Origin of the sequence: Enterobacter sp. WPR_3_1 (assembly GCF_003635055.1) — a bacterium.
Taxonomy (GTDB): domain Bacteria; phylum Pseudomonadota; class Gammaproteobacteria; order Enterobacterales; family Enterobacteriaceae; genus Enterobacter; species Enterobacter ludwigii.
Window position 1 is genome coordinate 102986 of record NZ_RBXU01000012.1, and the last position, 12194, is coordinate 115179.

Annotated in this window: 17 protein-coding genes and 1 other annotated feature; of the genes, 9 read left to right on the forward strand and 8 right to left on the reverse strand. The window is 51.7% G+C overall.

Features of this window, described 5'->3' with window-relative positions:
* Nucleotides 1-80: 80 nt before the first annotated feature.
* The 3 genes from BJ887_RS17085 to hxpB all read right to left on the reverse strand — a co-directional run bounded on the left by BJ887_RS17085 (nucleotide 81) and on the right by hxpB (nucleotide 2328).
* Nucleotides 81-671: a metal-dependent hydrolase gene (locus BJ887_RS17085; protein WP_020884412.1), complete on the reverse strand. Its 591-nt coding sequence runs from the start codon at nucleotides 669-671 to the stop codon at nucleotides 81-83.
* Between the two features lie 93 nt (nucleotides 672-764).
* Nucleotides 765-1526 (reverse strand): 2-dehydro-3-deoxy-D-gluconate 5-dehydrogenase KduD, encoded by a 762-nt coding sequence (kduD, locus tag BJ887_RS17090; protein WP_014169683.1) that lies wholly within the window; start codon nucleotides 1524-1526, stop codon nucleotides 765-767.
* A gap of 130 nt (nucleotides 1527-1656) precedes the next feature.
* Nucleotides 1657-2328 (reverse strand): hexitol phosphatase HxpB, encoded by a 672-nt coding sequence (gene hxpB, locus BJ887_RS17095; RefSeq protein ID WP_044867678.1) that lies wholly within the window; start codon nucleotides 2326-2328, stop codon nucleotides 1657-1659.
* Nucleotides 2329-2476: 148 nt separating this feature from the next.
* On the opposite strand from hxpB, the gene BJ887_RS17100 reads away from it, so the two are divergent.
* Nucleotides 2477-3013, forward strand: coding sequence for a YniB family protein (locus BJ887_RS17100; protein ID WP_014169686.1), 537 nt, complete (start codon nucleotides 2477-2479; stop codon nucleotides 3011-3013).
* Nucleotides 3014-3049: 36 nt separating this feature from the next.
* Here BJ887_RS17100 and BJ887_RS17105 read toward each other — a convergent pair whose 3' ends face one another.
* From BJ887_RS17105 to pfkB, 3 genes are all read right to left on the reverse strand, one after another.
* Complete coding sequence (locus BJ887_RS17105) at nucleotides 3050-3910, reverse strand: fructosamine kinase family protein (RefSeq protein WP_014169687.1); 861 nt, start codon at nucleotides 3908-3910, stop codon at nucleotides 3050-3052.
* 105 nt (nucleotides 3911-4015) lie between these two features.
* Nucleotides 4016-4306, reverse strand: a complete 291-nt coding sequence (ghoS, locus tag BJ887_RS17110; protein WP_050736661.1) for a type V toxin-antitoxin system endoribonuclease antitoxin GhoS — start codon at nucleotides 4304-4306, stop codon at nucleotides 4016-4018.
* A gap of 105 nt (nucleotides 4307-4411) precedes the next feature.
* The gene (gene pfkB, locus BJ887_RS17115) at nucleotides 4412-5344 is read right to left on the reverse strand and encodes a 6-phosphofructokinase II (protein WP_032681207.1); all 933 of its coding nucleotides are present in this window, start codon (nucleotides 5342-5344) and stop codon (nucleotides 4412-4414) included.
* Between the two features lie 295 nt (nucleotides 5345-5639).
* On the opposite strand from pfkB, the gene BJ887_RS17120 reads away from it, so the two are divergent.
* Nucleotides 5640-6398: a YdiY family protein gene (locus BJ887_RS17120; RefSeq protein ID WP_025204400.1), complete on the forward strand. Its 759-nt coding sequence runs from the start codon at nucleotides 5640-5642 to the stop codon at nucleotides 6396-6398.
* A 272-nt stretch (nucleotides 6399-6670) separates the two neighbouring features.
* The gene (locus BJ887_RS17125) at nucleotides 6671-6904 is read left to right on the forward strand and encodes a hypothetical protein (RefSeq protein ID WP_121340184.1); all 234 of its coding nucleotides are present in this window, start codon (nucleotides 6671-6673) and stop codon (nucleotides 6902-6904) included.
* 198 nt (nucleotides 6905-7102) lie between these two features.
* On the opposite strand, the gene yniD is transcribed toward BJ887_RS17125, so the two are convergent.
* Both yniD and yncL read right to left on the reverse strand, forming a co-directional pair.
* Nucleotides 7103-7210 carry a small membrane protein YniD gene (gene yniD, locus BJ887_RS17130; RefSeq protein ID WP_008500658.1) on the reverse strand — a complete coding sequence of 36 codons (108 nt, stop codon included), beginning with the start codon at nucleotides 7208-7210 and terminating at the stop codon, nucleotides 7103-7105.
* A 99-nt stretch (nucleotides 7211-7309) separates the two neighbouring features.
* On the reverse strand, nucleotides 7310-7582 hold the full coding sequence (gene yncL / locus BJ887_RS23365) for a stress response membrane protein YncL (protein ID WP_071820427.1): 273 nt from the start codon (nucleotides 7580-7582) through the stop codon (nucleotides 7310-7312).
* 143 nt (nucleotides 7583-7725) lie between these two features.
* Between yncL and thrS the strand changes: the two genes are divergently transcribed.
* The 6 genes from thrS (at nucleotide 7726) to pheS (ending at nucleotide 12191) form a co-directional block, all read left to right on the forward strand.
* Entirely contained in the window at nucleotides 7726-9654 is a 1929-nt protein-coding gene (gene thrS / locus BJ887_RS17140; protein ID WP_014169692.1) for a threonine--tRNA ligase, read from the forward strand.
* 3 nt (nucleotides 9655-9657) lie between these two features.
* Nucleotides 9658-10200, forward strand: coding sequence for a translation initiation factor IF-3 (gene infC / locus BJ887_RS17145; protein WP_023616141.1), 543 nt, complete (start codon nucleotides 9658-9660; stop codon nucleotides 10198-10200).
* Nucleotides 10201-10297: 97 nt separating this feature from the next.
* Nucleotides 10298-10495 carry a 50S ribosomal protein L35 gene (gene rpmI / locus BJ887_RS17150; protein WP_003030583.1) on the forward strand — a complete coding sequence of 66 codons (198 nt, stop codon included), beginning with the start codon at nucleotides 10298-10300 and terminating at the stop codon, nucleotides 10493-10495.
* Between the two features lie 50 nt (nucleotides 10496-10545).
* On the forward strand, nucleotides 10546-10902 hold the full coding sequence (gene rplT, locus BJ887_RS17155) for a 50S ribosomal protein L20 (RefSeq protein ID WP_000124850.1): 357 nt from the start codon (nucleotides 10546-10548) through the stop codon (nucleotides 10900-10902).
* Nucleotides 10903-11020: 118 nt separating this feature from the next.
* Nucleotides 11021-11145, forward strand: a sequence feature (Phe leader region).
* Complete coding sequence (pheM, locus tag BJ887_RS17160) at nucleotides 11026-11070, forward strand: pheST operon leader peptide PheM (protein WP_001386830.1); 45 nt, start codon at nucleotides 11026-11028, stop codon at nucleotides 11068-11070. Its footprint overlaps the feature before it by 45 nt.
* Before the next feature lie 62 nt (nucleotides 11146-11207).
* On the forward strand, nucleotides 11208-12191 hold the full coding sequence (gene pheS / locus BJ887_RS17165) for a phenylalanine--tRNA ligase subunit alpha (protein ID WP_020884406.1): 984 nt from the start codon (nucleotides 11208-11210) through the stop codon (nucleotides 12189-12191).
* Nucleotides 12192-12194 lie beyond the last annotated feature (3 nt).

The following is a 12194-nucleotide window of genomic DNA, read 5'->3' on the forward strand; positions in this document are numbered from 1 at the left end:
GGCGCAAGGTTATCAGAAGTGTGATGTGGCGCTTATATCCAAATGGAATGGGTTATGACAAATGGAAATAATTTGTGTGCTTAGTGTTCAATCTGGTGATTAATGAAACGATTGAACTGAAATTGCAGCGAATTGATCATCTGGGATGACCAGCGCACTGCACTGTTTTCGGGCAAGGTTTGCGGCATCCAGACGGCGTAGGCAAAGAGCGCCATACACAACACACGCTCAAGCTGATTACCTTTCTGCGGCGCAAGAATGGGCAAACGGAAACGCCAGCGGCATGGCCAGAGCAGCGGCACGCCCGCAGGCGTCAGCATATCGGCAAGGATATGGCTTAAATAACCCAGCACCATTCCCTGGATAGCATCGGCGGGCACTATCCAGCTCTCAGGGACTTTTAAATAGAACAGGGTGAGCAGGCCGAATACGGCCAGCAGGCTGTGGGTAAACCCGCGGTGACCAAACGCGCGGGCGATGGGTTTTGATATCCACTTTAGCCGCTGTCCCAGAAACGATTTTGGATGGTCGATATCGGGCAGCAGACAGGTCAACACGGCGGACGGGACAATATGCCACCAGTCCCCCTGTGCGAGCACAGGGGTAAGTTCAGCGTTTTTGGCAAAAACTGCGCACGCAATGGAAAAAAGCAGATGGCCTTCCGCCGTCATGATAAAACCCACAAAACTGTCAATTCATACAGTATAGGGTTTTTATACAGTAGACGAAAGAGGTGACGGTGTAACTGTATGTCACAAACGCGCCTAGCGCGCCAGCCAGCCCCCGTCGACGGCTAACGTATGACCGTTCACGTAATCCGAGGCGGCGGAGGCTAAAAAGACCACCGGTCCCTGCAGGTCTTCCGGTACTCCCCAGCGCCCGGCAGGTATCCGGTCGAGGATCTCCTGGCTGCGCTGCTGGTCATCTCGCAGTTGCTGAGTGTTGTTGGTCGCCATGTAGCCTGGCGCGATGGCGTTAACATTGATGCCGTGCGTCGCCCATTCATTCGCCAGCAGACGCGTGATCCCCAACACGCCGCTTTTGGACGCGGTGTAAGAGGGCACGCGGATGCCACCCTGGAATGAGAGCATCGAGGCGATATTAATGATTTTCCCGCCCTGGCCCTGCGCTATAAACTGTTTAGCCACGGCCTGGGAGAGGAAAAAAAGCGATTTCAGATTCAGGTTGATGACGTCGTCCCAGTCCTTTTCGCTGAACGCGAGAGCATCTTCACGGCGTATGGTCCCGGCATTGTTCACCAGAATATCGACTCGCCCCATCTCAGCAACCGCGCTGTCAACAACGTTCTGAAGACTCTCCTGCTGACTGAGGTCGGCCCGAATCGCCCTGAACCGCCTTCCGAGTGCGCTAATGCAGGCAGCCGTTTCCTCCGGCGCTTTGCGGTTAACACCCACGATGTCGCATCCCGCCTGCGCCAGCGCAATGGCCATGGCTTGTCCCAAACCGGTATCGCATCCGGTGACGATGGCCACTTTTCCAGACAGAGTGAAGTTATCCAGTATCATACGCGCCTCAGAAGTAAGGTTATTGTCATTCTGACGCTAAGGATAGAAGCGGGGGATAAGAAAAGCAAACAAAATGAAACGATGTTTTGTTTTTAAAGCAGGCAGCCTGACGCTGCCTGAAAGGGGCGGGTTACTCGCCGCGCAGCTGCTGCGCCGTCAGCTCAACCAGTGAGTTCAGCTTTACGTCGGCAAGGGCAAAACGGGGATCGTGTCGGCCTTCCTCCGCGGGAACAACAATCGAACGCATCCGCGCGGCCTTCGAGGCCACCATTCCGTTAACGGAATCTTCCAGCGCGACACAGCAGAGGGGATCAAGACCGAGCTTAGCGGCACAGTCGAGATAGACCTGCGGGTGCGGCTTGCTGTATGGCAACGTTTCCGCTGAGGCCAGCGCGTCGAAGCTGTCGCGCAGCTCAAACATGGTCAGCACTTTTTCCAGCATATGCAGCGGTGAAGCTGACGCCAGGCCGACTTTCAACCCCTGCGCTTTACACAGCGCGACGGCTTCACGCACGCCGGGCAGCAGGGGCTTGCTCTCTTCCACCAGTGAGATGGCGCGGCTGATAATGCGCGCGGTCACTTCGTCGCGATCGGGTCCCACCCACGGCTGCTGGGCATACCACAGGTCCACCACCATATCGATGCGCAGACCAAGCGTATCCGGAAGTTCATTACGGCGGCTGATATCAACGCCCAGGCTGGCGATAACGTCCAGTTCGGCGCGATCCCACAACGGTTCGGAATCGATCAGTAATCCATCCATGTCAAAAATTGCGGCAAGAATCTGGCGCGGTGTCGACATCACAACGTCTCCTTATCCAGGGTGTACGACAGACGATAAATGCTAAGTGCACTCTGCAATTTAGCATATTGCCTTTAAAGAGCGGGCGAAAATGATGGTCAGCAGGTAGACTTAGGCAGAAATAACGCGTCTTTATGAAGGGGAACTGATGACGTATCAACAAGCTGGACGCATTGCTGTCTTAAAACGCATTGCTGGCTGGGTAATTTTTATTCCAGCCGTCATTTCGACGCTGATCTCTGTGCTCAAATTTATGTACGATCACAGTGAAAAACAGCCAGGTATTAATGCGGTAATGCTTGATTTTGCTCATGTCATGATTGAAATGATGCGTTTTAACACGCCGTTTCTGAATGTCTTTTGGTTCAATTCGCCGACGCCGAATTTTCATCAGCAGTTGAATCTCGGGTTTTGGGTGATCTACGCGCTGATCTTTATTGGTATGGCGTTGCAGGCCTCTGGCGCACGCATGAGCCGTCAGACGCGCTTTTTACGCGAAGGTGTGGAAGACCAGATGATTCTCGAACAGGCGAAAGGCCCGGAAGGGATGAGCCGCGAGCAGATTGAGTCCCGCATTGTTGTGCCGCGTCACACCATTTTCCTGCAAATTTTCCCGCTGTATATCCTGCCAGTCATTATCATCGTGGCGGGGTACTTCTTCTTTTCGCTGTTGGGATTCCTGTAACCGATAAGGGTGGCGACATAGCCACCCGTCCCGCCATTACGCGGCAAGCACACGTTCAAGTGCCCTCTGGGCATTGACCAGATGTTCTCCGCCAAACAGAATGGCGCGGTTCATCAGTGTGTAGAGCTGATACACCGGCTGGCGCTCAAGAAAACCCTGCGGCAGAGGCAGCACGGACTGGTAACCATCGTAAATTTGCGGCGGTTGCTCAGGGTGCAGTGGCAGCATCGCCAGGTCACACTCCCTGTCGCCCCAGTAACAGGCCGGGTCGAAGATATAGGGGCCGTCAGGACCCAGCGCGCAGTTATCTGACCACAAATCACCGTGCAGCAGAGACGGCTGAGGCTGGTGGGATGCCAGACGCTGCTGAATGTGTTCGACGATGGCATCGATATTGCCAAACTCCAGACCTTTCTCCGCAGCCAGTTCCAGCTGCCAGCCAATGCGTTGCTCAGCAAAGAATGTCGACCAGCGTCGTTGCCAGGCATTGGGTTGTGGGGTGGTGGAGAGGTCGTTGTCAAAATCGAGACCAAACTGCGGCTGGTCGCTCCATTGATGCAGTCGCGCTAACTGTTGGCCGAGAATGAAGGCGTTATGGGCGTCTAACGGGCGGGCAGGAAGAAATTCCATGACCAGAAAACTGTAGTCGCGGTCGCTGCCCACGGCCCAGACCTGCGGGACCGTCACCGTTTTACTGCGCGACAACAGTTCCAGTTGGTCGGCTTCGGCGGTGAAAATCGGAAGCAGCTCTCGCTCATCGCATTTAACAAAGAGATCGCGCCCGGCGTAGCGTAAGTGCCATGCGGCGTGGATTTCTCCGCCTGGCAGTTCGTTCCGCAGTTCAATTTCACCTTCACCCAGTTGCTCACTTAAAAGATGACTGATAGCCTGCCACATGTTGTCTCTCCCATGTTGTCTGCCAGATCATAAAGTTAGCGCATAATTGCGGTAAAAAAATACGAACTAACGCACACCTGAGCGGTTTAAATTCATGCAGGGCACTTATTGTTCTTTTTTCTGCCAGTTTTCCCAGGTATCAAGATCAATTTCTGCCGCTTTGTCGGTCACGCTTTCGACCAGACTGGCCGCCAGAGCGTGAACCTCTTCTTTACTCAGGGCGCTGATCAGGCCAAACGTCAGGGTACCTAAATCATGGATATTGCCCTCGTCATCCGTGAGTGTGAGCAGGAAATTGGCTCGGGTAAAGGCGTTGTTGAGCTCATTAAGTTCGGTCAGCGACGCTTGATGAATGTTGATGGTAACGACGTAGCGGGTGATGTCACCACTGCTCATAATTCACCTCATTGTTATCTTGGAAGTTTTCTTAGCATAGTCGATAGGCTGCGTTTGGCGACTATGCCGCGTATTTCCCCTTCACAGAGAAGGGGAAAAGGGGGATTAATTTCGGGACAGGTAATCGACGATTTTTTGCGTGTCGCTAAGCGAACAGAGACGTGTGCCCTGGTTGATGGTGGCAGCGCTACCCGCTGCGACGCCGTAGCGTGTCATCTCCAGTAGCGAAGCACCCTGAGCCAGTTTCAGGGTCATAGCTCCAACCATGCTATCACCTGCGCCCACGGTACTCTGGCTTTTCATCGGCGGCGGGACAACCTGAACGGACCCCGTTTCGTCCACGGCCAGGGCACCCTGCGGGCCAAGGGAGACCACGACCCGTCGCGCTTTGCCGCTGTGAACCAATTCCTGCGCGGCGGTGAGGACATCGTCCGGCTGGTTCAGTTCGCGGTTCACCAGCGCGCTTAACTCTTTCTGATTGGGTTTAACCAGCTCAAGATTTCCCGGCGTCAGGGCTGCCTGCAGCGCCTCGCCGCTACTGTCGACAATGCAGCGGATACCGCGTTGCTGCGCGGCCCGAATCAGCGCCGTCAGTTTTTCCGTGCTGACACCGGGCGGCAGGCTGCCGCTTATCACCAGCAGAGCACCGCTCTCAATGGCCAGCACCTTCTCTTCAAGCTGACGAAACTCATCTTCACTGAGTTTTGCACCCGGCATGACGAAACGGTATTGCTCGCCGCTGGACTCCACGTGCACATGCAGGTTTTGCCGCGTCCAGTCTTTGGCCTCGACGGTCTGCGAGGCCACCTGTTCATCGGCCAGCAGAGAGACCAGGTGCTCACCGGTCGCGCCGCCTGCGGGGAAAATTGCTGTCGCCTTTCCACCGAGGTGCGTTATGGCTCGCGCCACATTGATACCGCCGCCGCCGGGCTCAAACACCGGGGCGCTGCAGCGCAATTTACCTTCCGGGTAAATCTGGGGCGTCAGGGTGGCGGAGTCGAGGGAAGGGGAGAGCGTCAGGGTGTAGATAGAAACCATCATTACCTCCTTTTAGCGTGGGTTCCTTTTAGTCTGGCACCATTTGTCAGGAAGGCAATGTAAATAACAGTATGATTTTAAATATGAATACTGACATAAAGTCTGCTGCGGCTTATATAAAATAAAACGCTTTTTGAGATCGTTCTTATTCAAAAAATGAAATAAGAAATCATTGCTATGTTATTTGCGGCTTTTTATAATTTGTTACCTTTCTCTGGACGCCTTGTCATTGATCCTTAAGAAAGTTTCCGGGACCGTGTGGTCTCTTTTTTTGTTGTACGGACTCCTTAATAAAATGAAGCTTTTGAAGACAGTACCCGCTGCACTGATGCTGGCGGGTGGCGTGTTTGCTGCAATGAACGCGACCGCAGATGATTCCGTTTTTACTGTCATGGACGATCCAGCCACCGCGCAAAAACCGTTTGAAGGTAACCTGAACGCTGGCTATCTTGCACAATCCGGTAACACGAAAAGCTCCTCTCTCACGGCGGACAGTACGCTGACCTGGTACGGTAATACCACCGCCTGGTCTCTGTGGGGAAATGCCAGTAACACCTCCGCGAATGACGAACGCTCTTCCGAGAAATATGCGGTTGGCGGACGTAGCCGTTACAACATGACCGACTTTGACTACCTGTTTGGTCAGGCCAGCTGGTTAACTGACCGTTACAACGGCTATCGCCAGCGTGATGTGTTCACTGCCGGTTACGGTCGTCAGTTCCTGAACGGTCCGGTACACAGTTTACGTTTTGAATTCGGTCCAGGTGTGCGCTACGACGAGTACACCGACGGCGAAACCAAAACTCAACCGCTCGGTTACGCTTCCGGCACCTATGCCTGGCAGATGACTGACAACACCAAATTTACCCAGGGGGTGTCTGTGTTTGGTGCCGACGATACGACGCTGAACTCAGAAACAGCGCTGAACGTGGCCATCAACGAACACTTTGGCCTGAAAGTGGCCTACAACGTCACCTGGAACTCTTCTCCTCCTGATTCTGCTCCGGATCATACCGACCGCAGAACCACGGTTTCACTGGGTTATAAAATGTAATATTCTCGGGCCGATTACGCTATCGGCCCGTTTTTTATTTTTTGAAACTGTGCTGTTTTATATTAAACGCTGTTTTGAAATATCTGGTCTGCTGATATCTTCATAATTTCTTCATAATGCATTTTCATTAATTTGCGGCTTATTTGACACGAATTGATAACGTAACAGGCTAGGCAAAAATGTGATCTGGATCTACACTCTTAGCACGGGCAGAATTCGGCCTTAAGGTATTTAGCATTATTAGCATTAAATGTAGAAAGAGAAAAAACATTATGAAAAAAATCAAAACTGCCGCAGCAGCGATGGTGCTTTCCGCACTGTCTTTTGGCGTATTTGCTGCTGATGAAACCACCCCGACAGCCAGTGACACCTACAGCCAAATCGGCATTGCGAAAGCCGCTGACGTTGAAGCCGGGTCTAACATCGCGCCAGCCTCTCAGTCCACCGGTCAGTCTATGAATGATGCTTTTGACGTCCATAAACTGGTTGCAGGTGAATGGTCCTGATGGGTTTTGCCGAGTTGTTATTGACGTTTAAACGCTAATTCAACGCGCCAAAAAAACCGGATTTTGTGGTACCGGTTTTTTCGCGGTAAACCTATTTGACGTAAACCTATCGTCCGTATTTCGTCCTGGCGGTGAATACCCGCAAAAGGGTATTACGGATAAGGATGTTATTCCCTGCGCAGTTATTTATATTCACGTTCAGCCCCAAATCATTGCCGCCCAACGCAGAAGCAGCATCGCGCCGCAGATGGCAATCAGCACCAGTACCATTTTCCAGTGTTTTACGGCAAATCGTTTTGTTGGCATAACCTGATCCTTGTAAGTTGATGCGAACAGTCTACCAAACAGGGCGGGGAAATGCCCCTTCTCCAGTGGTGAATCAGGTTATGCCTGCTTCCGTTTCGGTTAGAACCAGTGGAATCGTTCTGCAAGAATCAACAATAAACCGGTGGCTGAAAGGATGTTCAATATCACAACCGTTCTACTTGATACGTTCATGGTATGCACCTTTGGGTTTAAAGACTTGTTCAAGAGTAGCCCAGCATCGCTGGAATGCGAGCACCGGAGATATGCGCCCTGCAAATTCATGCGAAAGTGCCAGCGCAGCAATCTGCCCGCAAAGGGTGCAATCTCTCTTTTGTTAGTGTTACCATTGCAGGGCTTGCCGTAAATCCGCATTTATCTGATTTTCGGCGGGTGAATGATCGCGAGCCAATTTGACGATTGTTGGTCAGATGGTGTCGTAATCTATTGTCAAATCACGATTATTTTCTTTGTATATGCTCTTATGTGTGGGGCATCACTGCAAATAAGGATATAAAATGCCTGTAATTACTCTTCCTGATGGCAGCCAACGCCATTACGACCACGCTGTAAGCCCAATGGATGTTGCCCTGGACATTGGTCCTGGACTCGCGAAAGCAACCATCGCTGGCCGTGTTAATGGTGAGCTGGTTGATGCATCTGACCTGATTGAAAGCGATGCGCAGCTGTCTATCATCACAGCGAAAGACGAAGAAGGTCTGGAGATCATTCGTCACTCCTGCGCGCACCTGTTAGGTCATGCGATCAAACAGCTGTGGCCGAACACCAAAATGGCGATCGGTCCGGTTATCGACAACGGTTTCTACTATGACGTTGATCTTGACCATACCCTGACTCAGGAAGATATCGACGCGCTCGAAAAACGTATGCACGAGCTCGCCGAAACTAACTATGACGTCATTAAGAAGAAAGTCAGCTGGCACGAAGCGCGTGAAACCTTCGTGAAGCGTGGCGAGAGCTATAAAGTCTCTATTCTTGATGAAAACATCTCTCATGATGACAAGCCTGGCTTGTACCATCACGAAGAATACGTCGACATGTGCCGTGGTCCGCACGTGCCGAACATGCGCTTCTGTCATCACTTTAAGCTGATGAAAATCGCGGGCGCCTACTGGCGTGGCGATAGCAACAACAAGATGTTGCAGCGTATCTATGGTACCGCGTGGGCCGATAAAAAAGCCCTTAACGCCTACCTGCAGCGCCTGGAAGAGGCGGCTAAACGTGACCACCGTAAAATCGGTAAGCAGCTTGACCTGTACCACATGCAGGAAGAAGCGCCGGGTATGGTGTTCTGGCACAATGACGGCTGGACTATCTTCCGTGAACTGGAAACGTTTGTACGCTCCAAGCTGAAAGAGTACCAGTATCAGGAAGTGAAAGGCCCGTTCATGATGGACCGTGTGCTGTGGGAAAAAACCGGCCACTGGGACAACTACAAAGATGCGATGTTCACCACCTCTTCTGAGAACCGTGAATACTGCATTAAGCCAATGAACTGCCCTGGCCACGTTCAGATCTTCAACCAGGGTCTGAAATCCTACCGCGATCTGCCGCTGCGTATGGCAGAGTTCGGTAGCTGCCACCGTAACGAGCCATCAGGTGCATTGCACGGTCTGATGCGTGTTCGTGGCTTTACTCAGGATGATGCGCATATCTTCTGTACTGAAGATCAGGTTCGTGATGAAGTTAACGCCTGTATTCGTATGGTCTACGATATGTACAGCACCTTTGGCTTCGAGAAGATCGTTGTCAAACTCTCAACGCGTCCGGAAAAACGTATCGGTAGCGATGAGACCTGGGATCGCGCAGAAGCGGATCTCGCCGTGGCGCTGGAAGAGAACGGCATTCCGTTCGAATACCAGCTGGGCGAGGGCGCATTCTACGGTCCGAAAATTGAATTTACCCTGTATGACTGCCTCGATCGCGCATGGCAGTGCGGTACTGTACAGCTGGACTTCTCCCTGCCGCAGCGTTTAAGCGCCTCTTATGTTGGCGAAGACAACGAACGTCAGGTACCGGTTATGATTCACCGTGCAATCCTCGGTTCTCTGGAGCGCTTCATCGGCATCCTGACTGAAGAGTTTGCCGGCTTCTTCCCAACCTGGCTTGCGCCAGTGCAGGTCGTGGTGATGAACATTACCGATTCTCAGGCTGAATACGTTAAAGAATTGACGCAGAAACTACAAAATGCGGGCATTCGCGTAAAAGCAGACTTGAGAAATGAGAAGATTGGCTTTAAAATCCGCGAGCACACTTTACGTCGTGTCCCGTATATGTTGGTCTGTGGTGATAAAGAGGTGGAAGCAGGCAAAGTTGCCGTTCGCACCCGCCGTGGTAAAGACCTGGGGAGCCTGGACGTAAGTGAAGTGATTGAGAAGCTGCAACAAGAGATTCGCAGCCGCAGTCTTCAACAACTGGAGGAATAAGGTATTAAAGGCGGAAAACGAGTTCAAACGGCACGTCCGAATCGTATCAATGGCGAGATTCGCGCCCAGGAAGTTCGCTTAACAGGTCTGGAAGGCGAGCAGCTGGGGATTGTGAGTCTGAGAGAAGCGATCGAAAAGGCTGAAGAAGCTGGAGTAGATTTAGTTGAAATCAGCCCTAACGCCGAACCGCCAGTTTGTCGTATCATGGACTACGGCAAGTTCCTTTATGAAAAGAGTAAGTCTTCTAAGGAACAGAAGAAAAAGCAAAAAGTTATCCAGGTTAAGGAAATTAAATTCCGTCCTGGTACCGACGATGGCGATTATCAGGTAAAACTCCGCAGCCTGATTCGCTTTCTGGAAGATGGCGATAAGGCCAAGATCACACTGCGTTTCCGCGGTCGTGAGATGGCCCACCAACAGATTGGTATGGAAGTGCTTAACCGCGTCCGTGACGATCTGAGTGAACTGGCAGTAGTCGAATCCTTCCCTACGAAGATCGAAGGCCGCCAGATGATCATGGTGCTCGCTCCTAAGAAGAAACAGTAAGGCCTTCAAGCAGCAAAACCTGTGGAGCCTTCGGGTCTCATAGGTTTTGTTCGCCTATGTTTCGTTTATTTAACAATGCGAAGTGGAAGTAATTAAGATGCCAAAAATTAAGACCGTACGCGGTGCTGCTAAGCGCTTCAAAAAAACCGGTGGTGGTGGATTTAAGCGTAAGCACGCAAACCTGCGTCATATTCTGACCAAAAAATCTACTAAGCGTAAACGTCACCTGCGTCCAAAAGGCCTTGTTTCTAAAGGCGATCTGGGTCTGGTTATCGCGTGCCTGCCGTACGCATAAGCCGTTAACGTTTAATTTTTTACTAAGAATATAGATACAGGAGAGCACATATGGCTCGCGTAAAACGTGGTGTAATTGCACGTGCACGTCACAAGAAAATTTTGAAACAAGCTAAAGGCTACTACGGTGCGCGTTCACGCGTATACCGCGTTGCCTTCCAGGCTGTTATCAAAGCAGGTCAGTACGCTTACCGTGACCGTCGTCAACGTAAGCGTCAGTTCCGTCAACTGTGGATTGCGCGTATCAACGCAGCAGCACGTCAGAACGGTATTTCTTACAGCAAATTCATCAACGGCCTGAAAAAAGCCTCTGTTGAAATCGACCGTAAGATCCTGGCTGACATCGCAGTATTCGACAAAGTAGCGTTCACCGCTCTGGTCGAAAAAGCGAAAGCAGCACTGGCATAAGCCAGTTGAAAGAGGGGGCTTCGCTCCCTCTTTTCATTTAACACCATCAGAAGATTGACTTTTACCCGTGCAACCTTTTCAATAAGGTCTTAACGGTTTTTTACCACACAAGGTAACGCAAGCATGAATGCTGCTATTTTCCGCTTCTTCTTTTACTTTAGCACCTGAATTCAGGAGGCTAGCGCGTGAAAGATGAAACGAAAAACAGCGCCAGATAAGCCTCCTGATGGAGGCTTTTTTTGTGTCTAAATTCGAGAGAATAACTCCACCAAATCGGTGTCTGCACCGACATAATGAGGAAAATCATGTCACATCTCGCAGAGCTGGTTGCCAGTGCAACAGCCGCCATTAATCAGGCCTCAGATGTTGCCGCGTTAGACAATGTCCGCGTCGAATATCTCGGTAAGAAAGGGCATTTGACCCTTCAAATGACAACCCTGCGTGAACTGCCGCCAGAGGAACGCCCGGCAGCGGGTGCGGTCATTAACGAAGCCAAAGAGCAGGTGCAACAGGCACTGAACGCGCGCAAAGCTGAGCTGGAAAGCGCGGTGCTGAATGCGCGTCTGGCGGCAGAGACTATCGATGTCTCCCTGCCGGGTCGCCGTATTGAAAACGGTGGCCTGCATCCGGTTACCCGCACCATTGATCGCATTGAAAGTTTCTTCGGTGAGCTCGGCTTTACCGTGGCGACTGGCCCGGAAATCGAAGATGATTACCACAACTTCGACGCCCTCAACATTCCAGGCCATCATCCGGCACGTGCTGACCACGACACTTTCTGGTTCGACGCCACCCGTCTGCTGCGTACTCAGACCTCGGGCGTTCAGATCCGTACCATGAAGGAACAGGAACCCCCGATCCGCATTATCGCACCGGGCCGCGTGTACCGTAACGACTACGATCAGACCCATACCCCGATGTTCCATCAGATGGAAGGCCTGATTGTTGATAAGAACATCAGCTTTACCAACCTGAAAGGTACGCTGCACGATTTCCTGAACAACTTCTTTGAGGAAGACCTGCAGGTTCGTTTCCGTCCGTCCTACTTCCCGTTCACTGAACCGTCTGCGGAAGTTGACGTGATGGGTAAAAACGGCAAATGGCTGGAAGTGCTGGGCTGCGGCATGGTGCATCCAAACGTTCTGCGCAACGTGGGTATCGATCCAGAAGTCTACTCCGGCTTTGCGTTCGGTATGGGCATGGAGCGTCTGACAATGCTGCGCTATGGCGTGACCGATTTGCGTGCATTCTTCGAAAACGATCTGCGTTTCCTCAAACAGTTTAAATAAGGG